General features: G+C 67.5%; 19 protein-coding genes. 9 read left to right on the top strand and 10 right to left on the bottom strand.

The window, feature by feature from the left end; translation table 11 throughout:
- The first annotated feature begins 74 nt into the window (after positions 1–74).
- Positions 75–455: an RNA polymerase-binding protein RbpA gene (locus GXK59_RS08525; RefSeq protein ID WP_160665985.1), complete on the top strand. Its 381-nt coding sequence runs from the start codon at positions 75–77 to the stop codon at positions 453–455.
- 74 nt (positions 456–529) lie between these two features.
- Here GXK59_RS08525 and pgl read toward each other — a convergent pair whose 3' ends face one another.
- From pgl to tkt, 6 genes are all read right to left on the bottom strand, one after another.
- Positions 530–1,288, bottom strand: a complete 759-nt coding sequence (gene pgl, locus GXK59_RS08520) for a 6-phosphogluconolactonase (protein WP_202129198.1) — start codon at positions 1,286–1,288, stop codon at positions 530–532.
- Between the two features lie 37 nt (positions 1,289–1,325).
- Complete coding sequence (locus GXK59_RS08515) at positions 1,326–2,267, bottom strand: glucose-6-phosphate dehydrogenase assembly protein OpcA (protein WP_160665981.1); 942 nt, start codon at positions 2,265–2,267, stop codon at positions 1,326–1,328.
- Entirely contained in the window at positions 2,264–3,826 is a 1,563-nt protein-coding gene (zwf, locus tag GXK59_RS08510; protein ID WP_160665979.1) for a glucose-6-phosphate dehydrogenase, read from the bottom strand. Before zwf ends, GXK59_RS08515 begins: the two co-directional genes overlap by 4 nt.
- Before the next feature lie 15 nt (positions 3,827–3,841).
- On the bottom strand, positions 3,842–5,476 hold the full coding sequence (locus tag GXK59_RS08505) for a glucose-6-phosphate isomerase (protein ID WP_160665977.1): 1,635 nt from the start codon (positions 5,474–5,476) through the stop codon (positions 3,842–3,844).
- Between the two features lie 4 nt (positions 5,477–5,480).
- Positions 5,481–6,611, bottom strand: coding sequence for a transaldolase (tal, locus tag GXK59_RS08500; RefSeq protein WP_160665975.1), 1,131 nt, complete (start codon positions 6,609–6,611; stop codon positions 5,481–5,483).
- 67 nt (positions 6,612–6,678) lie between these two features.
- Positions 6,679–8,796, bottom strand: a complete 2,118-nt coding sequence (gene tkt, locus GXK59_RS08495) for a transketolase (protein ID WP_160669058.1) — start codon at positions 8,794–8,796, stop codon at positions 6,679–6,681.
- A 514-nt stretch (positions 8,797–9,310) separates the two neighbouring features.
- On the opposite strand from tkt, the gene GXK59_RS08490 reads away from it, so the two are divergent.
- Positions 9,311–10,273 (top strand): heme o synthase, encoded by a 963-nt coding sequence (locus GXK59_RS08490; protein WP_160665973.1) that lies wholly within the window; start codon positions 9,311–9,313, stop codon positions 10,271–10,273.
- A gap of 131 nt (positions 10,274–10,404) precedes the next feature.
- Here the strand turns inward: GXK59_RS08490 and GXK59_RS08485 are convergent, their stop codons facing one another.
- The 3 genes from GXK59_RS08485 to GXK59_RS08475 are packed head-to-tail and all read right to left on the bottom strand — an operon-like array spanning position 10,405 to position 13,131.
- Positions 10,405–11,349 (bottom strand): COX15/CtaA family protein, encoded by a 945-nt coding sequence (locus GXK59_RS08485; protein ID WP_160665971.1) that lies wholly within the window; start codon positions 11,347–11,349, stop codon positions 10,405–10,407.
- A gap of 7 nt (positions 11,350–11,356) precedes the next feature.
- Positions 11,357–12,166, bottom strand: a complete 810-nt coding sequence (locus GXK59_RS08480) for an ABC transporter permease (RefSeq protein ID WP_160665969.1) — start codon at positions 12,164–12,166, stop codon at positions 11,357–11,359.
- Positions 12,163–13,131 carry an ABC transporter ATP-binding protein gene (locus tag GXK59_RS08475; protein WP_160665967.1) on the bottom strand — a complete coding sequence of 323 codons (969 nt, stop codon included), beginning with the start codon at positions 13,129–13,131 and terminating at the stop codon, positions 12,163–12,165. The genes GXK59_RS08480 and GXK59_RS08475 overlap by 4 nt, the downstream gene beginning before the upstream one ends.
- A 156-nt stretch (positions 13,132–13,287) precedes the next feature.
- On the opposite strand from GXK59_RS08475, the gene GXK59_RS08470 reads away from it, so the two are divergent.
- From GXK59_RS08470 to GXK59_RS08445, 6 genes are all read left to right on the top strand, one after another.
- Complete coding sequence (locus GXK59_RS08470) at positions 13,288–14,148, top strand: winged helix-turn-helix transcriptional regulator (protein ID WP_160665965.1); 861 nt, start codon at positions 13,288–13,290, stop codon at positions 14,146–14,148.
- On the top strand, positions 14,148–15,611 hold the full coding sequence (gene sufB, locus GXK59_RS08465) for a Fe-S cluster assembly protein SufB (RefSeq protein ID WP_160665963.1): 1,464 nt from the start codon (positions 14,148–14,150) through the stop codon (positions 15,609–15,611). Before GXK59_RS08470 ends, sufB begins: the two co-directional genes overlap by 1 nt.
- Positions 15,611–16,897, top strand: a complete 1,287-nt coding sequence (gene sufD / locus GXK59_RS08460) for a Fe-S cluster assembly protein SufD (RefSeq protein ID WP_160665961.1) — start codon at positions 15,611–15,613, stop codon at positions 16,895–16,897. Before sufB ends, sufD begins: the two co-directional genes overlap by 1 nt.
- A 30-nt stretch (positions 16,898–16,927) precedes the next feature.
- Positions 16,928–17,287, top strand: a complete 360-nt coding sequence (locus GXK59_RS08455) for a non-heme iron oxygenase ferredoxin subunit (protein WP_024365476.1) — start codon at positions 16,928–16,930, stop codon at positions 17,285–17,287.
- Between the two features lie 100 nt (positions 17,288–17,387).
- A complete protein-coding gene (gene sufC / locus GXK59_RS08450) occupies positions 17,388–18,185 on the top strand; it encodes a Fe-S cluster assembly ATPase SufC (protein ID WP_160665959.1) in 798 nt (265 codons plus the stop codon).
- Positions 18,186–18,195: 10 nt separating this feature from the next.
- Positions 18,196–18,528 (top strand): metal-sulfur cluster assembly factor, encoded by a 333-nt coding sequence (locus GXK59_RS08445; protein WP_056434018.1) that lies wholly within the window; start codon positions 18,196–18,198, stop codon positions 18,526–18,528.
- Between the two features lie 148 nt (positions 18,529–18,676).
- On the opposite strand, the gene ypfJ is transcribed toward GXK59_RS08445, so the two are convergent.
- Complete coding sequence (gene ypfJ / locus GXK59_RS08440; RefSeq protein WP_160669057.1) at positions 18,677–19,564, bottom strand: KPN_02809 family neutral zinc metallopeptidase; 888 nt, start codon at positions 19,562–19,564, stop codon at positions 18,677–18,679.
- Positions 19,565–19,622: 58 nt separating this feature from the next.
- Here ypfJ and GXK59_RS08435 point away from each other — a divergent pair, with 58 nt between their 5' ends.
- Entirely contained in the window at positions 19,623–21,041 is a 1,419-nt protein-coding gene (locus tag GXK59_RS08435; RefSeq protein WP_160665957.1) for a class I adenylate-forming enzyme family protein, read from the top strand.
- Positions 21,042–21,052 lie beyond the last annotated feature (11 nt).

Below are 21,052 nucleotides of genomic sequence, written 5' to 3'. Positions count from 1 at the left end.
AACTACACTGTGGCTGATTGCATGCATGGCCGATTGCATGCGCATTCCGTCCGCCGAGTAGCCAGGAGTTCCCGATGCTGCATTCCGCCTCCGGATTCCGGGGTATCCGCGTAGGAGCCACAGAAGGGGCTTCGCCCCGCCACGAGCCGCTCGACGGCGCCGCAGCCCGGACACCCCGGATCCAAGTGATCTACCGCTGCGCCAAAGGCCACGAGACCCCCCTGGTCTTCGCCCAGCTGCCCGACGACCAGATCCCCGGCGTCTGGGACTGCCGCCGCTGCGGCGGAACAGCCACCCGGGACGAGGCGCAGTTCGCGCTGGAGGACATCCCGGCGGAAGGCTACAAGAGCCACCTTGAATACGTTAAAGAGCGGCGCTCCAGCCAGGACGCCGAAGACGTGCTGGCCGGAGCGCTTGAGAGGCTGCGCGCCCGGCGGGCCTTCCCGGAGGGATAGCACAGGGGGATAGCACAGAGGGATAGCACAGAGGGATAGCACAGAGGGATAGCGCAGGGCGATAGCCGCGCGGACTAGCCCTTCCGGACCAGCTGGGCCGGAACCTTGGAGGCCGCGTTTTCGTCGATCAGCCACAGCGTTTCGTTGCGCCCCCGCGGCCCGGCCGCCGGCACCTGCACCGGGTTGGCGCCGGCAAGGGCCAGGCCCACGGCCCCGGCCTTGTCCTCGCCGGCCACTACCATCCAGATCTCCGACGCCGTGTTGATGGCGGGCAGCGTCAGGGAAACCCGCAGGGGCGGCGGCTTGGGTGAATTGCGGACCCCGACCACGGTGAGTTCCTTCTCGCGGATGCCGGCCTGTTCCGGGAAGAGCGACGCAATGTGCGCGTCCGGCCCCACACCGAGGAGGACGATGTCGAAGCGGGGGAGCGCGGACGGTTGCTCCGGCCGGTCATCGGACATGTCCGCGGCGTGTTCAGCGGACGCGGCGTCCGCCAGCCGGCGGGCGTAGTCCGCGGCCGCCTCCTCAGGAGTGCCGAAGTCCCCGGTGGATCCGGGCACGTGGATCCGCGCCGGGTCCGCGTTGATGTGCGAGAGCAGTGCCTCGTGGGCCTGGTGGGCGTTGCGTTCGGGATCCCCGGCTGCAACGAAGCGCTCGTCACCCCACCAGAAATTGACCTTGGACCAGTCGACGGCGGGAGCCGCCGGCGACTCGGCCACAGCCTTGAGCGAGCCGATGCCCATCGATCCCCCGGTCAGCACCACCGTCGCCTCGCCGTGCTTGTCCTGGATGTCCACCAGTTTGGTGATCAGGCGTGCCGCGATGGCGGACATCAGGACGATCGAGTCGGGATGGATGCTTACTCTGGGGTCAGCGCTCACTGGGACGGACACTCCTTAGATTGGTACGTGGCAGTCCAATAGTAATCACTTCACCGAACACTTCGTCGGGGTCGAGGCGGCGGAGTTCTTCGGCGAGGCAGTCCTTCAGGCTCCGGCGCGGCAGGGAGATGCGCTGCACCGGCTGGCCCGGCTGGCTCAGTTCCGCCACGGTGAGGCCAGGCCGGAACAGCTGCACGTCGCCGCCGGTGCGGGTGAGCCGCACGCGCCGGATCCCGGTACCGGCGGGGTCCTCGACGATCGTCACCGGGGCATCCAGTGCGAGCGTCAGCCACGCGGCGAGCAGGATCGTGCTGGGGGAGTCCGAGGCTCCTTCGACGGCGACGGCCGTAATGGGGGAGCTGTCGAGTTGGTCCAGGACTGCGGCCAGCTGGATCCGCCAGTTGGTCAGGCGGGTCCAGGCCAGGTCCGTATCGCCGGCCTTGTAGGTGCGGCGGATGTTCTCCAGCGCGCGCTGCGGGTCGGGCTCGTTGGCCGAGTCCGTGATCCTGCGGTGCGCGATCCGGCCAATGGACGTCTCGCAGGCGTTCTTCGGGGCGCCGTGCGGCCACCACGCCACGATCGGCGCATCCGGCAGCAGCAGGGCCGCGACGAGCGATTCGCTTTCCTCCGCGAGTTCGCCGTAGCCGCGGAGCAGGATGACCTCGGACGCGCCGGCGTCGCCGCCCACCCGGATCTGCGCGTCAAGGCGGGTGGGTGCCTCGGCTCCGGCGTCGGCGAGGACGATGATCCGGCAGGGATGTTCCCGGCTGGCCTCGTTGGCGGCCTCGATGGCCTCCTCCTCCAGCCCGGACTTGGTGACGACCACGAGGGTCAGCACCCGGCCGAGGGCAATCACACCGCCCTGCTCGCGCAGGGCCATGATCTTCTTGGAGATCTTGGAAGTGGTGGTGTTGGGAAGATCTACGATCATGGCCTTCTCCAGGTTCGTCCGTCACGGGCCAGGAGCTCGTCGGCGGAGGCAGGTCCCCAGCTTCCGGGGGCGTAGGGTTCGGGTTGTTCGTCCAGGCTCGCCCAGTAGTCCTCGAAGGGATCGAGGATTTTCCAGGACAGCTCGACTTCCGCATGGCGGGGGAAGAGCGGCGGCTCGCCGAGGAGCACGTCGAGGATGAGCCGTTCGTACGCCTCCGGGCTGGACTCGGTGAAGGAGTGTCCGTAGCCGAAGTCCATCGTGACGTCGCGGACTTCCATCTGCGTGCCCGGGACCTTGGACCCGAAGCGGATGGTGGCACCCTCGTCGGGCTGGACCCGGATCACGACGGCGTTCTGGCCGAAGTCGTCCTCGCCGTGGTCCGTGAAGAGCAGGTTCGGTGCGCGTTTGAGCACGACGGCGATCTCGGTCACCCGGCGGCCCAGCCGCTTGCCGGCGCGCAGGTAGAACGGTACCCCGGACCAGCGGCGGGTGTTGATGTCGACCCGGATCGCGGCGAACGTCTCCGTTGTGGAGTCGGCGGGGATGCCGTCCTCCTCGAGGTAGCCGACGACCTTTTCGCCGCCCTGCCAGCCGCCGGTGAACTGCCCGCGCGCCGAGTGGGTGGAGAGGTCCTCGGGGAGCCGGACGGCGGCGAGGACCTTTTCCTTCTCCGCGCGGAGGTCATCGGCGTTGAAGGAGATCGGCTCTTCCATCGCGGTCAGCGCCAGGAGCTGCAGCAGGTGGTTCTGGATGACGTCGCGGGCGGCGCCCACGCCGTCATAGTAGCCGGCCCGGCCGCCGGTGCCGATGTCCTCGGCCATGGTGATCTGGACGTGGTCAACGTAGTTCGCGTTCCACAGCGGCTCGAAGAGCTGGTTGGCGAAGCGCAGCGCCAGGATGTTCTGCACCGTCTCCTTGCCCAGGTAGTGGTCGATCCGGAAGACCGCGTCCGGCGGGAAGACCGACTCAACGATGTCGTTGAGCTGCCGTGCAGACTCCAGGTTGTGGCCGAAGGGCTTCTCGATGACGACGCGGCGCCACTTGTCACCCTCGGCCTGGGCCAGGCCGTGCTTGGACAGCTGCCGGCAGACCAGTTCGAAGGCGTTCGGCGGGATGGAGAGGTAGAACGCGTGGTTGCCGCGCGTCCCGCGCTGCTCGTCGAGTTCGTCAACGGTTTCGCTGAGCCGTTTGAAGGCGTCGTCGTCGTCGAACTCGCCCTGCACGAAGCGGATGCCCTCGGACAGTTGCGTCCACACCGTTTCGTCGAACGGGGTGCGGGCGTAGGCCTTGACAGCGTCCTTGACCTCGGCCGCGAAGTCCTCGTTATCCCACTCCCGCCGGGCGAAGCCCACCAGGGCGAAGCTCGGCGGCAGCAGCCCGCGGTTGGCCAGGTCGTACACGGCCGGCATGAGTTTCTTGCGGGCGAGGTCCCCCGTGACCCCGAAAAGGACCAGCGATGACGGCCCCGCAATACGGTTCAGGCGGCGGTCCCGCGGATCCCGGAGCGGGTTGCGCCCCCGGCCCGCGGACGTCCGGCCGCTGTTGTATTTGTCTGGCATGGTTGCGTGGGTGCCTTAGCTTTCGGTGGAGGGGACTGCCTGGCCGGCCAGCGTGGACACAAGGTCCTGCAACTGGCGGACGCCGGCCGCACGGTCCGTCAAGTGGAGCCGGAGGACCGGGCGGCCATGTTCGGAGAGCACCTGCGCATCGCCGGCGGCCTGGGCCGAGATCAGCTCGCCGAAGGTGAAGGGCCGGTCCGGAATGGCCAGGTCAGTGCCGGCCGCGGCCGTCACCTGCAGGAAGACGCCGATCGAAGGCCCGCCCTTGTGGAACTGCCCGGTGGAATGCAGGAAACGCGGGCCCCAGCCGAACGTCACGGGACGGCCGCTGACGGCTGCCAACTGGTCCCGGACACCCTCGAGGGGCGCGTAGGCGAGCCGGTCGAAGTAGGCCTGGACACTCAGGTAGCTGTCCGGGCCCAGTTCGCCGAGGAGCGCGCTGACGGCACCGGCGGCCGTGCTGGCGCCGCCCAGCCACTCCCCGCCGCGGACCTCGATGGCGCCGTCGGTGAAGGCTGCCGGCGTCGGTTCCGGCTGGGCGTCCAGCAGTCCGCGGGCAGCCACCTTGGCGGCTTCGACGTCGGGCTGGTCATAGGGGTTGATCCCGAGGAGGCGGCCGGCCACCGCAGTGGCGAATTCCCAGGTCATCATCTGGGTGGGCAGGCCGCCGGCGATCGCGACCTCGTTTTCGCCGAGTTCGACGTCGGCGTCCGCCGCAACGAGGCGGACCACCAGGACGTCGGGGGCGCCGAGGGTGGCCTCCGGTGAGGAGGGCCCGGCGACGACGGGCAGCACGCCGGTGCCGAGCTTGCCGGTGGATTCGGCGATGAGCTGTTCGGCCCAGTCCGGGAAGCCCTTGATACCCGAGCCGTCCTCGGCGATGACGATCTTGTTGCGCAGCGGGTTGGTGCCGCCCAGCGCGGCGCCGAGGGCGAGGCCGATGTTTTCTTCGCCGTCCTCATTGAGGACCTCGGCGGCCTCTTCAGCTTCGTCCAGGAAGGCCTGGATGTCTACGCCGGCCAGGCCGCACGGCACCATCCCGAACGCGGTGAGCGCCGAGTAGCGTCCGCCGACGGTGGGGTCCGCATTGAAAACGGCCCGGTAGCCGGCCTCGCGGGAGGCCTTGTCCAGGGGCGAGCCGGGATCGGTGACGATGATGATCCGGCTCTTCGCGTCGAGTCCGGCCTCGGTGAACGCGTGCTCGAAGATCCGGCGCTGGGAATCGGTTTCCAGGGTGGAGCCGGACTTGGAAGACACCACGATCGCAGTTTCGTTCAGCCGGTCCGCGAGTGCGGCGGCGACCTGCTCCGGATCGGTGCTGTCGAGCACGGTCAGCTCGACGCCGGCGGTTCCGGCAATCACCTCGGGGGCCAACGAGGAACCGCCCATGCCGCACAGCACAATCCGGCTGACGCCCTCGGCGCGCAGGGCGTCCCGGAGGGCCAGGATGTCCGCGACGAGCTGCTGGGAGACGGTGGCCGCCTCCACCCAGCCGAGCCGGACGGACGCCTCGGCCTCGGCGTCGGGGCCCCACAGAGTGGCGTCCTTGGCGAAGATCCGGGTGGCCACCTTGTCTGCGAGCAGGGCGGGCAGGTGCTGATCGTGGGCCAGGCGGGCGGCGCCCGTGGCGTCGTAGCTGAGAGTCGTCATGGGACTATGCGTCCTTCCGTGCAGCGGCGAGGGCGCCCTCGACGTCGGCCAGCAGTTCCTTCCAGCTGGCCACGAACTTGTCGAGGCCTTCGGACTCGAGCACCGCGACAACCTCGTTGTAGGAGATGCCGAGGACATCGAGCGCGTTCAGTGTGGCGTTGGCGTCGTCATAGCCGCGGCTGATCGTGTTGCCCGTGACGGTGCCGTGGTCGAACGTCGCGTCGAGGGTCTTCTCCGGCATGGTGTTCACGACGCCGGGGGCGACGAGTTCCGTGACGTACAGGGTGTCCGGGTAGGCCGGGTCCTTGACGCCGGTAGAGGCCCACAGCGGACGCTGCGGGAGGGCTCCGGCGTCGGCCAGGAGGGCCCAGCGCTCGGTGGAGAAGAGCTCCTCGTAGACCTGGTAGGCGAGGCGGGCGTTCGCCAGGCCGGCCTTGCCCTTGAGGGCCCGTGCCTCGTCCGTGCCGATCGCGTCGAGGCGCTTGTCGATTTCGGAGTCCACGCGGGAGACGAAGAAGGACGCCACCGAATGGATCCTGGCGAGGTCGTGGCCGTTCTCCTTGGCCTGCTCCAGGCCGCTCTGGAAAGCGTTGATGACGGCGCGGTAGCGCTCCAGCGAGAAGATCAGGGTGACGTTGACGCTGATCCCGGCCGCCAGGGTGGCGGTGATGGCTTCCAGGCCCTCGAGGGTGGCGGGGATCTTGATCAGGACGTTGTCCTTGTTGACCTTGGCGTAGAGTTCCTTGGCCTCGGTGATGGTGCCGGCAGTATCCCAGGCGAGGCGGGGGTCAACCTCGATCGAGACGCGCCCGTCGACACCCTTGGTGGCTGCGGCCACCGGGGCGAAGAGGTCGCAGGCATCGGCGACGTCGGTCGCGGTGATGGCGAAGACAGTCTCCTCGACGCTGGCGCCGGCTGCCGCCTGGGCGGCGATGACGGCGTCGTAGTCGTGGCCGGTGGTGATGGCCGCGTGGAAGATGCTGGGGTTCGTGGTGACACCGACAACGTTCTTCTCTTCGATCAGCGTGCGCAGCGTGCCGGTGTCGAGGCGGCCACGGGACAGGTCATCGAGCCAGATGGAGACGCCGGCGTCGGACAGCTGCTGCGTGGGGGTAGCGGTGGGGGTCGTGTTCATGTGTCACTCCTGAAGTCTGGGGCCGCCGCCGTCAATGGGCGGCGGCCCGGAAAGCGTGAAGTTGGGGTCAGGCCGTGGGGCCGGCGAGGGATTCCTTGGCTGCGGCGGCAACGGCCTCCGCGGTGATGCCGAACTCCTGGAACAGGCGCTTGTAGTCCGCCGAGGCGCCGAAGTGCTCGAGGCTGATGGAACGGCCTGCGTCGCCGACGAATTCCTTCCAGCCCAGGGCGAGGCCGGCTTCGACGGACACCCGTGCCTTGACGGCGGCCGGGAGCACCGCTTCGCGGTAGGCGGCGTCCTGCTTGTTGAACCACTCCACGCACGGCATGGAAACGACGCGGGTGGGGATGCCCTCGGCCTGAAGTGCTTCGCGGGCGTTCACGGCAAGCTGGACCTCCGAGCCGGTGCCGATCAGGATGACCTGCGCCTCGGCGGTCCGTCCGTTGGCCGACGCTTCGGCCAGGACGTAGCCGCCCTTGGCCACTCCGGCGGTGGAACCAAAGGTGTCACCTTCAGCCTCGGACGTGCCGCGGGCATAGGTGGGGATGTTCTGGCGGGTCAGCACAATGCCGGCCGGGTTCTCGTGGTTCTCGAGCATGACCTTCCAGGCGGCCGCGACCTCGTTGGCGTCGCCCGGGCGGACGACATCCAGGCCCGGGATTGCGCGGAGCGAGGCAAGCTGCTCCACCGGCTGGTGGGTCGGTCCGTCTTCGCCGAGCCCGATCGAGTCGTGCGTCCAGACGTACAGCGACGGGACCCCCATGAGCGCGCCGAGGCGGATTGCCGGGCGCTGGTAGTCGCTGAATATCAGGAAGGTGCCGGAGAAGGCGCGGGTGCGGCCGTGCAGGCTGATGCCGTTGACGATCGACGCGGCGGCGTGTTCGCGGATGCCGAAGTGCAGCACGCGGCCGTAGGGGTTGCCCTTCCAGGCCGCCGTGGAGCGGGAGGCCGGGATGAACGACGGCGAACCCTCGATCGTGGTGTTGTTGGACTCGGCGAGGTCGGCCGAACCGCCCCACAGCTCCGGCATCACCGGGCCGATCGCGTTCAGGACCTTGCCGGAGGCAGCGCGGGTCGAAACGTCCTTGCCGGCCTCGAACACCGGAAGTGCGGCATCGAGCTCGGCCGGCAGCTTGCGGGCTTCGACGCGTTCGAGCAGGGCGGCGGCCTCCGGATTCCCGGACTGCCAAGCCTCGAAGGATGCCTGCCATTGTGTGCGGGCGGCGGCGCCGCGGTCCACAGCCTCACGGGCGTGGGCCAGGACGTCGTCGTCGACCTGGAAGGAGCGCTCCGGGTCGAACCCGAGGACCTTCTTCAGTGCGGCGACTTCCTCGGCGCCGAGGGCGGAGCCGTGGATCTTGCCGGTGTTCTGCTTCTTGGGGGCCGGGTAGCCGATGATCGTGCGCAGCGAGATGATCGAGGGCTTGCCCGTCTCGGCCTTGGCGGCGAGGAGCGCGGCGTGGAGTTCCTGGACGTCCTCCTTGTATTCGCCGGTGCGGGTCCAGTCGACGCGCTGGGTGTGCCAGCCGTAGGCTTCGTACCGCTTCAGGACATCCTCGGTGAAGGCGATGTCGGTGTCGTCCTCGATCGAGATGTGGTTCTCGTCGTAGATCACCACGAGGTTGCCGAGCTCCTGGTGCCCGGCGAGCGAGGAGGCCTCGGACGTCACGCCCTCCTGGAGGTCGCCGTCGGAGGCGATGACCCAGATGGTGTGGTCGAACGGGCTGGTGCCGGGGGCGGCGTCGGCGTCGAACAGGCCGCGTTGGCGGCGCTGGGAGTAGGCGAACCCGACAGCCGAGGCCAGGCCCTGGCCCAGCGGGCCGGTGGTGATCTCCACGCCGGCGGTGTGCTTGTACTCCGGGTGGCCCGGGGTCAGTGAACCCCAGGTGCGCAGCGCCTCAAGGTCCTTCAGTTCCAGGCCGTAGCCGGAGAGGAAGAGCTGGATGTACAGCGTCAGGGAGGTGTGGCCGGGCGAGAGGACAAAACGGTCGCGCCCCAGCCAGTCAGGGTTCTTCGGGTCGTGCCGCATCAGCTTCTGGAAGAGAAGGTAAGCGGCCGGAGCCAGGCTCATGGCGGTGCCGGGGTGGCCGTTACCGACCTTCTCCACAGCGTCGGCGGCAAGGACACGGATGGTGTCCACGGCGCGCTGGTCCAAGCTGGTCCATGACAGTTCTTGCTCTTCCAAATGTGGCACGAAAACCGGGCCCCTCTCTGTGCTGACGGCGGGTGGTATGGTCAGTCCCGCCCGGGGCACAGTTCGGTGCCCGCTGCGGTACGTACCAGCCGTTCACCATCGAAACGTTGATCTATCATTCAGCCGCGCGTGCGAAGGAACATCTGCAGAAACTGCGGACAGACACTTCAAACTTTGGGACGGCCCTTTTGGCCGTGCCGGTGCGCGCTGATCTGCAGACAGCTTAGCCCCATTCCACTGGGCGGGCGCTGTATATCTCACCAAATGGACCGGATTTTCGCTTATATGAATCACCGGCGTCCGCGGCGGCTGTGAACCCGCGTTAATCTGTTCGAATCACGGGGGACCGACGGCGGCAGGCACCGGACCCGCCCGCCTGTGCCTGCACGGTATGATGGTGGTGGCTACCAACGGGGGCGGGGACACGCCTGTGCGCTGCGCGTGACCCCTCCATATGCAACCCGCGTTGCGTCAGAAGCCGGAATGAACAGCCAGACAGAACAGAGTGACTGCCACCGTGAGCACAACAGATACGCCGCTGAACGCCCCTCCCCTCCGCGGAAGAGTCGGCTTCGCCCGCAAAGCCAAGGCCTATCTGGCGCTTACGAAACCCCGCGTCATCGAACTCCTGCTGGTCAGCACCCTGCCGACCATGATCTACGCGGAACGCGGCTTCCCGTCGATCGGCCTCATCGTTGCAACCCTCGTGGGCGGCGCCTTTGCCGCCGGCAGCGCAGGCTCCTTCAACTGCTATCTCGACCGCGACATCGACAAGCTCATGCACCGCACCGAGAACCGGCCCCTCGTCACGGGTGAGGTCACCCCGCGCGAGGCCCTGGTCTTCTCCTGGCTCCTCGGCGCGGCAGCGATCGCGATCCTCTGGTTCGGGGCCAACCCGCTCGCAGCCTGGCTTGGCGTGGGCGCAATTGTCTTCTACGTGGTCATCTACACGATGATCCTCAAGCGCCGCACGGCCCAGAACATCGTCTGGGGCGGGGCCGCCGGCTGCTTCCCCGTGCTGATTGCGTGGGCGGCCGTCACCAACACGGTGGAGTGGCCCGCCGTCGTGCTCTTTATGGTCATCTTCCTGTGGACCCCGCCGCACTACTGGCCGCTGTCCATGCGCTACGGCGAGGACTACCGCAACGCCAATGTCCCGATGCTCGGCGCGATCGCCGGGGCCAAGGTGGTCTCGGTCCAGGTGGTCCTCTACGCGTGGGCCATGGTGGTGTGCTCGCTGCTGTTGGTGCCGGCCGGCGGGGCCGGCTGGGTCTACACCGTCACCGCGGTGCTCGCCGGAGCGTGGTTCCTCTACGAATCCCACGCGCTGTACAGCCGGGCGCAGGCCGGCGACGTGTCCAACAAGGGCGCCATGAAGGTCTTCCACGGCTCCATCAGCTACCTGACCCTGCTCTTCATCGCCCTCGCAGTCGATCCCTTCGTCGGCTCGGCCATCATGGGCGGCTAGCCAGATACCTCCCACTGCACTCCGCAAGAACAACGCGGGGTCACCTAACGCCCCTTCCGGTGCTCCGGATAGGCGCCAGGTGACCCCGCGTTGTTTGTTCGGGTCCTACTTCAACCCTGTTTTCAACCCGGCTACTTGACCGGGCTGCTGCGGGCGAGGTCTGCGGCATTGGTGGCCGCGCTCATCAGCAGGGCTGAGCCGAGCATGTGCGCGGCGACCAGGAGCGCCGGGATACCGTTGTAATACTGCGTGAAACCGATGACGGCCTGCAGCACGGTGACGCCCAGGAGCATAAAGACGGCGGCGCGGAACGGGCCGGGAATCCGGTCACGGAGGACAAGGTACAGCGCGAACAGCGCCCCGGCGGTCACCAGGTAGGCCGGAACGGCATGGATGTGCGAGAACAGGTCCCAGTCCAGGTCGTTGCGCGGGGCGTCGGCGTCGCCCGCGTGCGGGCCCGCGCCCGTCACCACCACACCGAGGCAGACTGCCACGGCGGAAAACAGCGCGACGGCGGTCATGAGCGGACGTGCGATGCCCGGCAGGGCCGCCAGTTCAGCCGTCCGGAACCTCCCTGTCCGCCCGTAAGCGCGGTTGACCAGCAGCGTGGCCACGACCACGAGGGCCATCGAAACCAGGAAGTGCAGCCCCACAACCCAGGGGTTCAGCTGGGTCAGCACGGTGATGCCGCCGATGACGGCCTGCGCCGGGATGCTGGCGAGCAGGCCCAGGGCCAGCAGGAAGAGGTCGCGGCGTTCCTTGCGGAGATTCCACAGATACACCAGCATCGCGACGGCGACCGCCGCCAGCGCGAAGGTGAGGAGCCGGTTGCCGAATTCGATAATGCCGTGGATCCCCATTTCCGGGGTGTTCACGAGCGATGAATCCGTGCAGCGCGGCCACGTCGGGCAGCCCAGGCCCGAGGCGGTGAGGCGGACGGCGCCGCCGGTCACGATCAGGAGGGTCTGGCCGACCAGGGAGAGCACCGCCAGCCGCTGGACCGTCTTGTTGACGGTGACGGGCAGCCAGGCGATGTTCCGGGAAGCGGTCCGGGGAGGGCGGGAAGCCGTGCTCACAGTTTTCTCAATTCCATTTGAACCAACGGGTTGCTGCGCCGCCGGCGATGGCCGTCCAGAGCAGCAGGACAAGTACCGGGACGGGGTTGACGCTGCCGGACAGGAACGCTTCCCTCAGCGACTGTCCCAGGGCGCCGGAGGGGAGGTAGTGCACGATCGACTGCAGCAGGGCGGGAAGCCGTTCGGCCGGGATCACGATCCCGCCGAGGGCACCCAGCAGGATCCAGAGCAGGTTGGTGATGGCCAGGGTCGCTTCCGGCCGCACGGTCCCCGCGACGAGCAGGCCCAGTGCGGTAAACGCCGCGGCGCCGAGCACCAGAACGGCCAGTCCGGGGACCCAGCCGAGCGGATTCGGCTGCCAGCCCAGCATCAGGGCGACAGCCGTGACCACCAGGACCTGCAGGGCGAGGACCGCGAGGACGGCAAGGACCTTTCCGGCGATCAGCCCGGTGCGGCCCAGGGGAGTGGTGGACAGGAATCGCAGGACCCCATAGCGACGGTCAAACCCGGTGGAGATGCCCTGGCCGGTGAAGGCCGTGGACATGGCACACAGTGCGAGAATGCCCGGCACAGCAACATTGATCCGGCTCGCGCCGAAACCGTCCAGGAGGGGGGTGACCGTGAGGCCCACCATGGCCAGCAGCGGCAGCACGATCGCCAGGATCAGCTGTTCGCCGTTCCGGAGCATGGTGATGGTCTCGTACTTGCCCTGCAGCACAATGCGGCGCAGCAGCGGCGCCGGGGGGCTCCCGAGGGGGCGGGCCGGCGGGGCGCTGCCCAGCGGCGCGCTCCCCAGTGCGGCACTGTCGCGGGTCATCGGATTTCCCTTCCGGAGATGTCGAGGAAGACGTCCTCAAGGCTGCGGGCCTCAAGGCTCAGCGAGCGGGGCATGATGCCCCGGGCTGCCCACCAGGCGGTGATCGCCGCGAGGTCGGCCGCGGTGAGCGCCCCGGTGGCGGCGTAGCTGCCGGCCCGCGCTTCGGTGATGTTGACGCCGTCGGGCAGTACCCCGGTGAAATCCAGCCCGGGGTCGGTCTCGAACAGCAGGGTGCGGATGTGCTGCTCTCCGGCGTCCGGTGGCAGGGGGTGCTGCAGGAGCTGCGCGACGGTGCCCTCGGCGACATTGCGGCCGGCGTCGATGATGTAGACGTAGTCCGCGAGGCGCTGGGCGTCATCCATGAGGTGGGTGGTGAGGATGATCCCCATCCCGCGGTTCCGGAGTTCGGAAATGAGCTCGAACACGAGTTGTCGCGACTGCGGGTCCAGGCCGGCGCTGGGCTCGTCCAGGAACAGCACCTCGGGGTTGCCCACGAGTGCGGCCGCAAGCGCGAGCCGCTGTTTCTGCCCGCCGGAGAGCCGCCGGACCGAGGTCCTGCTGAAGCTGTCGATGCCAAGGCGTTCAATGAGTTCGTCAACCGGCCACGGGTCCTGGTACATGCCGGCAATATGCTTGAGCAGGGGGATGGGACGGGCCGACGGCGGCAGTCCGCCGTCCTGGAGCATCACTCCGACGCGGGCGCGCAGCCCTGCCCCGGCAGTGTCCGGGTCTTCGCCCAGGAGGCTGATGCTGCCGTGGGTGCGTTTCTGCAGTCCCTGGGCGCATTCGATGGTGGTGGTTTTGCCCGCGCCGTTGGCCCCCAGCAGGGCCGTGACTTGACCACGTTCGGCAACGAGGGAAAGCCCGCTGACCACCCGCAGCATTTTGCCGTCGAGGGTGGGCAGTGGACCAACATCCTTGACTAGCCCGCTGATGGACAGGACGGGGGATTCGGGGGATCGCACCACAGCATTCTACGGGATGTAGTACGTCCGGTTCCGGCCCGTCGCCGCCCCCGGGCCGCAGGCTGCACGTTGCGGGTGGCGTGGACGCGGCCTGAGGATAGTCATGCCTTACTGGATCAGGGGACTAAATTACGACATGATTGTGTTGTGTATTCCATGAGCCTCTCTCCTTCTGTCGCCCTCGCCGGCGGCCGCCCGCGCACGGCCTCAGCCGTTGCGTCCGGGCCGGTGGGTTCCGTGGCCGCCCAGGCAGTAGCCGCCTTCCCGGCGGTCGACGCCGAGGACCGCACCCGGGACCGCGTGCTGAACGCAGTCCTGGAACATGGCCCCATCAGTGCCTCGGAACTCGGCGACATGCTTGGTTTCACACCTGCCGCGGTCCGGCGGCACCTGGACCACCTCTCCCGCGATGGCGTGATCGAGGTGAAGCGGGCAGCCCGTGCCGGTGCCGGTGCCGGTCGTCCCGCACGCCGCTATGTCCTCAGCTCCCAGGGCCAGTCCACGCTCGGCAACGATTATCTGGACATCGCCACCCTGGCGCTTCAGCGCCTGGGCGAAATGGCCGGCCCCGACGCCGTGCGTCAGTTCGCCGTCGAGCGCTTCGGCGACATGGAACGCCGCTACGCCCCGGAGATCGACGCCGCCGGCCCGGATATCACCGCCCGGGCACAGGCACTCTCAGAGGCGCTGAGCCGGGACGGGTTCGTGGCCTCCACGGCATCCATCGAGGCCAAGGCACCCCTGCCGGCTGCGCTCTCCAGCGTCCAGCTCTGCCAGGGACACTGCCCCATCCAGCAGCTGGCCGCGCAGTTCCCTGTGTTCTGCGACGTGGAGACCGACGTGTTCTCCCGGCTGGTCGGCGTCGACGTCCGCCGGTTGTCCACGCTGGCACGCGGCGGCCACGTCTGCACCACCCACATACCTACAGGCCGTCCGGCGGCCAGGGGGCCTCACAGCCACGCAACCACCCCGGGCAACCTGGACGAAGAATCCAACCATCTGCAAGAAAGGCCGTGATGACGGACCAACTATCAGAGAAGAAGGTTGCTGAATCCACTGTGATTTCGGAGATCCTGGAAAAGAATCCCGAGCTCCACGGAATCGGTACCTATGAATACGGCTGGTCCGACAAGAATGACGTTGGCGCCAACGCCCGCCGCGGCATCAACGAGGACGTCGTCCGCGACATTTCGGCCAAGAAGAGCGAGCCGGAGTGGATGCTGGACCTGCGCCTTAAGGGCCTGAAGTACTTCGACCGCAAGCCCATGCCGACCTGGGGCGCAGACCTCTCCGGCATCGACTTCGACAACATCAAGTACTTCGTGCGGTCCACGGAGAAGCAGGCCAACACGTGGGAAGACCTCCCCGAAGACATCCGGAACACGTACGAGAAGCTGGGCATCCCGGAAGCCGAGCGCAGCCGCCTCGTCTCCGGTGTCGCGGCCCAGTACGAGTCAGAGGTCGTCTACCACCAGATCCGCGAGGACCTGGAGCAGCAGGGCGTCATCTTCCTGGACACCGACACTGCACTGCGTGAGCACCCCGAGATCTTCCAGGAATACTTCGGCACCATCATTCCGGTGGGCGACAACAAGTTCGCTTCCCTGAACACTGCTGTGTGGTCCGGCGGTTCCTTCGTATACGTGCCCAAGGGCGTCCACGTGGACATTCCCCTGCAGGCCTACTTCCGCATTAACACGGAAAACATGGGCCAGTTCGAGCGCACGCTGATCATCGCGGACGAGGACTCCTACGTCCACTACATCGAAGGCTGCACTGCGCCGATCTACACCTCGGACTCGCTGCACTCCGCCGTCGTGGAAATAATCGTGAAGAAGGGCGCCCGCGTCCGCTACACGACCATCCAGAACTGGTCCACCAACGTGTACAACCTGGTCACCAAGCGCGCCATCTGCGAAGAAAACGCGACGATGGAGTGGATCGATGGGAATATCGGCTCCAAGGTCACCATGAAGTACCCGGCCGTCTACCTCGTCGGCGAGGGCGCCAAGGGCGAGACCCTGTCCATCGCGTTCGCCGGCGAAGGCCAGCACCAGGACACCGGCTCCAAGATGGTCCACATCGCGCCGAACACCAAGAGCTCGATCGTGTCCAAGTCCGTGGCCCGCGGCGGCGGCCGTGCCGCCTACCGCGGCCTGGTCCAGGTCCGCGAAGGCGCCAAGCACTCGGCCAACACGGTCCGCTGTGACGCGCTCCTGGTGGACACCATCAGCCGTTCGGACACCTACCCGTACATCGACATCCGCGAGGACGACGTGACCATGGGGCATGAGGCCACGGTTTCGCGCGTCAGCGAAGAACAGCTGTTCTACCTGATGTCCCGCGGCATGCGCGAAGACGAGGCCATGGCGATGATCGTCCGAGGCTTCATCGAGCCGATTGCCCGTGAGCTGCCGATGGAATACGCCCTCGAGCTGAATCGCCTGATTGAACTGCAGATGGAAGGATCGGTCGGTTAATGACTGACATCACTACTGAAAAGGCCCGCATTGGCGCGCCCTCAGCCCAGCCGTTCATCAACGGTTTCACTGAAGAAGGCGAAAGCCTGTCACCGCTGAACTCCGCGGAGTCCAAGTCACCGCTGGCCGGCGAGGCTGTCAAGCGCCACTCGCACGGCGGCGGCGTCGGCATTCCGGACAGCTCACGCGCCGGGCGCCTGACCTCCTACAAACTGGCGGACTTCAAGCCGTTGACCGGCATGGAGGAGGACTGGCGGTTCACCCCGCTCAAGCGCCTCCGCGGCCTGCACACCGCGGTCCTCAACGGTGCCGCGCCGTCCGTCAGCGTCACCGCCCCGGACAGCGTCATCGTCGAGACCGTCGGCCGTGACGACCGCCGGATCGGCTCCGCCGCGATCCCCGAGGACCGCGTCTCCGCGAATGCCTGGGAGAACTTCACCGAAGCCACCGTCATCACGGTTCCGGCCGAAGTCCAGGTGGACGGCGAGGTCAGCGTCCTGCTCACCGGCCAGGGCACCGAGGCGTCCGCGCAGCACGTTGTGATCGTCGCGGAAAAGTTCTCCAAGGCCGTCGTGGTCCTGGACCACCAGGGCACCGCCGTCGTCTCGGAGAACATCGAGATCCTCGTCGAGGACGGCGCACAGCTCACCGTCATCTCGCTCCAGGAATGGAACGGCAACGCCGTGCACGCCTCCTCCCAGCAGGCGAAGCTTGGCCGCGACGCCAAGTTCAAGCACATCGTCGTCAGCCTTGGCGGGGACCTGGTGCGCGTGACGCCGTCGGCCCGCTTCACCGCCCCCGGCGCTGAAGTGGAACTGTTCGGCCTGTACTTTGCCGACGCCGGCCAGCACCTGGAACAGCGGCTCTTCGTGGACCACGCCGTCCCCAACTGCAAGTCCAACGTGCTCTACAAGGGCGCCCTGCAGGGCCGCAACGCACACACCGTGTGGGTAGGTGACGTCCTGATCCGCAAGGAGGCCGAGGGCACCGACACCTACGAGGCCAACCGCAACCTGGTCCTGACCGACGGCGCCCGCGCCGACTCCGTGCCGAACCTTGAGATCGAGACCGGCCTGATCGCCGGCGCCGGCCACGCCAGCGCCACCGGACGGTTCGATGACCAGCACCTGTTCTACCTGATGGCCCGAGGCATTCCGGAAGAGGTGGCCCGCCGCCTGGTGGTCCGCGGCTTCCTGAACGAGATCATCCAGCAGATCAAGGTTCCGGCCATCGAGGAGCGTCTCACGGACGCCGTCGAGCGCGAACTCGCGGCAACGAACCACTAGTGCGCAGCACTGGAGAACACGGAAACATCAATGACTGAACAGCCAAGAGGCGAGCTCGTCTGCAACGCCAGCGAGATCCAACTCAAGCAGGCGCTGCGGATCCTGGTCGACGACTATCCTGTCGCGATCGTGAAGGATTCGATGGGGGAGATCCACGCCATCGGTGACACCTGCTCGCACGCTGACATCTCCCTCTCGGAGGGCGAGGTGGAAGGCTGCAAGATCGAGTGCTGGGGCCACGGCTCCCAGTTCGACCTGCGCAGCGGTGAGCCGCTCCAGCTGCCGGCCTATGACCCTGTTCCCGTCTTTGCTGTCACCGTCCTGGACGATGAGGTCTACGTAGACTTCACCAACGTCCTGAACGGCGCCGAGGCCCCGAACTTCAGCTAGCTGCCCGCAGCCGGCACCCCGCACCACAGAATTTATCGACAAGAATTCGACAAGAAACCGCACAGTGCCGGAGGGCACCGTGCAGAGGAGAACAAGGCACATGTCTACTCTTGAGATCAAGGACCTGCACGTCAGCATTGACACCGAGCAGGGCACGAAGGAAATCCTGAAGGGCGTCAGCCTGACCATCCGCACGGGCGAGACCCACGCGATCATGGGCCCGAACGGTTCCGGCAAGTCCACCCTGGCGTCCACCATCGCCGGGCACCCGCGCTACAACGTCACCTCCGGCACCATCACGCTGGACGGCGAAGACGTCCTCGCCATGACCGTCGACGAGCGCGCCCGCGCCGGCCTGTTCCTGGCCATGCAGTACCCGGTCGAGGTCCCCGGCGTCAGCATGACGAACTTCCTGCGGACCGCCAAGACGGCCATCGACGGCGAAGCACCCAAGCTGCGCACCTGGACCAAGGACGTCAAGGCTGCCATGGCGCAGCTGCGCATCGACGCCGATTTCACCCAGCGCAACGTCAACGAGGGTTTCTCCGGCGGCGAGAAGAAGCGCGTCGAGATCCTCCAGCTGGAACTCTTCAAGCCGAAGTTCGCCATCCTGGACGAGACCGACTCCGGCCTCGACGTCGACGCACTCAAGGTTGTCTCGGAGGGCGTCAACCGCGCCCACGCCGAAGGCAACATGGGCACCCTGCTCATCACGCACTACACCCGGATCCTGCGCTACATCAAGCCGGAATTCGTGCACGTCTTTGTTGACGGCCAGGTTGTGGAAGAGGGCGGCCCGGAGCTCGCCGACCGCCTCGAAGAAGAAGGCTACGACCGCTACGCCACGGGCGCAGGGGCAGCCACCATCGCTGCCGCTTCCGCTGCAGCACAGGCCTAGTGAGGACATAATGACCGAACTCAATGTGGCCCGCACGGGCCTCGAGGATGTCGAAGAGGCACTCAAGGATGTGATCGACCCCGAACTGGGCGTGAACATCGTTGACCTGGGCCTGCTGTACGGCCTGAAGTACTCGGACGACGACGGCGCCCTGCTGATCGACATGACGCTCACCACCGCTGCCTGCCCGCTCACCGACGTGATCGAGGAGCAGGTCGGCAAGGCCCTGGACGGGGTCGTCGACGAATGGCGCCTCAACTGGGTGTGGATGCCGCCGTGGGGTCCGGAACGGATCACCGAAGACGGCCGCGACCAGATGCGCGCCCTCGGCTTCAACATCTAAGACCGCACCGCGCCCCGGACGGCAATATACGACGACGGCGGGCCCACCTCCCAAGGTGGGCCCGCCGTCGTCGTTCCATCGATTGCTCCGTAACGGCCCTTTAGGAACCCCCAAACGGCCGTTACGGAGCAGCGGATGAGGTTAGGGGCTACGGGGTGGCGACGCCGAACGTGTCGCACTGGTTGATGTCGCCGGTCTTGTAGCCCTGGTAGAACCACTTCTGGCGCTGGGCGCTGGAACCGTGGGTCCAGGCCTCGGGGGACACCCGGCCGGTCGCGGCTTTCTGGATCCGGTCATCACCCACGGCCGAGGCGGCGGAGAGGGCATCCTGCAGGTCCGGTTCCTTCAGCGGTTCCAGGAACGGTACCCCGGTGTTGGGATCCTGCTGGGTCGTGGCGTAGCGGACCCACAGTCCGGCGTAGCAGTCAGCCTGCAGTTCCACCCGTACCGCCCCGGATTCGGGCCCCTGGGGGTCCTGCTGGGCGCGGTCCAGGTTCCCCAGGACGTTCTGGATATGGTGGCCGAACTCGTGGGCCACCACGTACTCCTGCGCCAGCGGCCCGCCGGAGGAGCCGAACCGGTCCACAAGCTCCTGGAAGAACCCCGGGTCAAAGTACGCGGTGGTGTCCGCGGGGCAGTAGAACGGTCCCACGTCCGACGTCGCCGCGCCGCAGCCGGTGTTGGTGGCCGCATCGAAAATCACCGTCTTCGGCCGTGGATACTTCGTGTCGTACTGGGCCAGGTAGGCGGGCCAGAAGGCGTTCAGGCTGTTGACGGTGCCGGTGATGCGGCAGTCGAGCCGGGCATCGGCGTCGGCCCCGGTCTTGCAGGCCGGTGCGGTGCTCTGGCTCTGCGAGCCGGAGTCCTGCGTGGTGCCGCCGAGGCCTTCCAGGAGGGAGGGATTGATGCCGAGCAGCGCCGCGATCAGCAGGATGATGCCGCCGCCAATCCCGCCGCCGACTTTGACGCCGCGGCCCATGCCGCGCCGGTCCTGGACCTGGGAAGGGTCCAGCTGGACGTTGTCATTGAAACTCAGGGAGTCACAATATCGTGTACTGGCTGCGCGGCCGCCCGCGGCCGGTAAAGTTGATCTGATGCCTTTCCTCGACAGACTCCAGCGCTGGGCCGACGAGCGCCCCGACGGTACTGCCGTCGTCGTGGCCGGGCAGCGCCTCAGCTGGGAGCAGCTGCGCGACACGGCCGCCGGGCTGGTGACCGGCCCTGCCGCGGTGACCGTGCTTTCTGAGGGGAACTCGCTGCACTTCGCCGCCGCGTTCGCCGCCGCCGTCGCGGGGGAGCGGCAATGCGCCGTGCTGGACCCGACGTGGCCGCAGCATCTGCAGGACGGGATCAGGGACCGGATCCGTGAGACAGCCCCGGGCCCGGAGGCCGCCGCGTCGGAGCTTGCCACCGCGTCGGACCTTGCCGACGGGGGCCCGGACACGCCGTTCCTGATCGGCCTGACCTCGGGCACCACGTCTGTCCCGAAAGCCTTCAGCCGCTCCCGCCGGTCCTGGCAGCTCTCCTTCGACGCGTCGGTCGAATTCTTTGGCCTGGACACGGAGGACAGGACCCTGGCGCCGGGTCCCCTCGCGGCCAGCCTGAACCTCTACGCCCTGGCCGAATGCGTGTACGCCGGCTCGGAGTTCCACACCCTGGCCCGGTTCGACGTCGGCGACGCCCACGCCGCCGTCAGCCATGACGGAATCACCCGGCTGGTCCTTGTCCCCACGATGCTCCGCATCCTCAGCGAACGGGGACTCAGCGGCGGCGTCGACGCCTCGGGCATCCGGAGCATCATCTGCGCCGGCTCAAAGCTGGACGCGCGGACCCTTGAAGCTGCCCGCCGCTGGGCACCCAACGCGACTATTTTTGAGTACTATGGCGCCTCGGAGCTCAGCTTCGTCTCCGGCGCCGGGCTCCGGCCCGGCCAGCAACCGGACCAGGGCGGAACCGGGATCGGCACGCCGTTCCCCGGCGTCGAGGTCCGCATCCTCGACGAGCGCGGGGTTCAGCTGCCGGACGGCACTGACGGCAACATCTGTGTCCGCAGCGGAATGGTCAGCGACGGCTACCTCTGGGGTGACGACGGCCAGGCCCTGCAGAGTTTCGACGGCTGGCACACGGTGGGGGACCAGGGCTACCTCGACGGCGGGACGCTGCACATGCTGGGCCGCCGCTCGGACATGATCATCACCGCCGGCGCCAACGTCTACCCGCATGAAGTGGAGCTGGCTTTGGCCTCCGTTCCCGGCGTGGCAGCCGCCGTGGCCGCCGGCCCCACAGATGATCTCCGCGGCCAGAAGGTGGTCGCCGGCGTCGTCCCGTCCCATGGCGGAATCACGGCCACCCAGCTGAAGGCGGGCATCGAGGACGTGCTGGCCCGCAACAAGCGGCCGCTGGAATACTTCGCCCTGACCGAGCTTCCCCTGACGGACCGCGGCAAGCTCAGCCGGGAACTGATGCTCGACTGGATCACCCGCAACGACCCCCGGATCCGGCGCCTTGCCTGAGACTCCATCTC

The sequence above is a fragment of the Pseudarthrobacter sp. ATCC 49987 genome, from assembly GCF_009928425.1.
GTDB lineage: Bacteria > Actinomycetota > Actinomycetes > Actinomycetales > Micrococcaceae > Arthrobacter.
The sequence above is the reverse complement of the archived record's forward strand: the minus strand, read 5'-3'. Positions and strand labels throughout refer to the sequence as shown.

Excerpts from the sequence above, each read along its gene's own strand:
- zwf (WP_160665979.1), bottom strand. The coding sequence starts at position 3,826 with ATGCCAGACAAATACAACAGCGGCCGGACGTCCGCGGGCCGGGGGCGC.
- GXK59_RS08470 (WP_160665965.1), top strand. The coding sequence starts at position 13,288 with ATGAGCCTCTCTCCTTCTGTCGCCCTCGCCGGCGGCCGCCCGCGCACG.
- sufC (WP_160665959.1), top strand. The coding sequence starts at position 17,388 with ATGTCTACTCTTGAGATCAAGGACCTGCACGTCAGCATTGACACCGAG.
- GXK59_RS08525 (WP_160665985.1), top strand. The coding sequence starts at position 75 with ATGCTGCATTCCGCCTCCGGATTCCGGGGTATCCGCGTAGGAGCCACA.
- GXK59_RS08515 (WP_160665981.1), bottom strand. The coding sequence starts at position 2,267 with ATGATCGTAGATCTTCCCAACACCACCACTTCCAAGATCTCCAAGAAG.
- tal (WP_160665975.1), bottom strand. The coding sequence starts at position 6,611 with ATGAACACGACCCCCACCGCTACCCCCACGCAGCAGCTGTCCGACGCC.
- GXK59_RS08480 (WP_160665969.1), bottom strand. The coding sequence starts at position 12,166 with ATGACCCGCGACAGTGCCGCACTGGGGAGCGCGCCGCTGGGCAGCGCC.
- GXK59_RS08505 (WP_160665977.1), bottom strand. The coding sequence starts at position 5,476 with ATGACGACTCTCAGCTACGACGCCACGGGCGCCGCCCGCCTGGCCCAC.
- sufB (WP_160665963.1), top strand. The coding sequence starts at position 14,148 with ATGACGGACCAACTATCAGAGAAGAAGGTTGCTGAATCCACTGTGATT.
- pgl (WP_202129198.1), bottom strand. The coding sequence starts at position 1,288 with ATGTCCGCCATCGCGGCACGCCTGATCACCAAACTGGTGGACATCCAG.
- GXK59_RS08455 (WP_024365476.1), top strand. The coding sequence starts at position 16,928 with ATGACTGAACAGCCAAGAGGCGAGCTCGTCTGCAACGCCAGCGAGATC.
- GXK59_RS08435 (WP_160665957.1), top strand. The coding sequence starts at position 19,623 with ATGCCTTTCCTCGACAGACTCCAGCGCTGGGCCGACGAGCGCCCCGAC.
- sufD (WP_160665961.1), top strand. The coding sequence starts at position 15,611 with ATGACTGACATCACTACTGAAAAGGCCCGCATTGGCGCGCCCTCAGCC.
- GXK59_RS08445 (WP_056434018.1), top strand. The coding sequence starts at position 18,196 with ATGACCGAACTCAATGTGGCCCGCACGGGCCTCGAGGATGTCGAAGAG.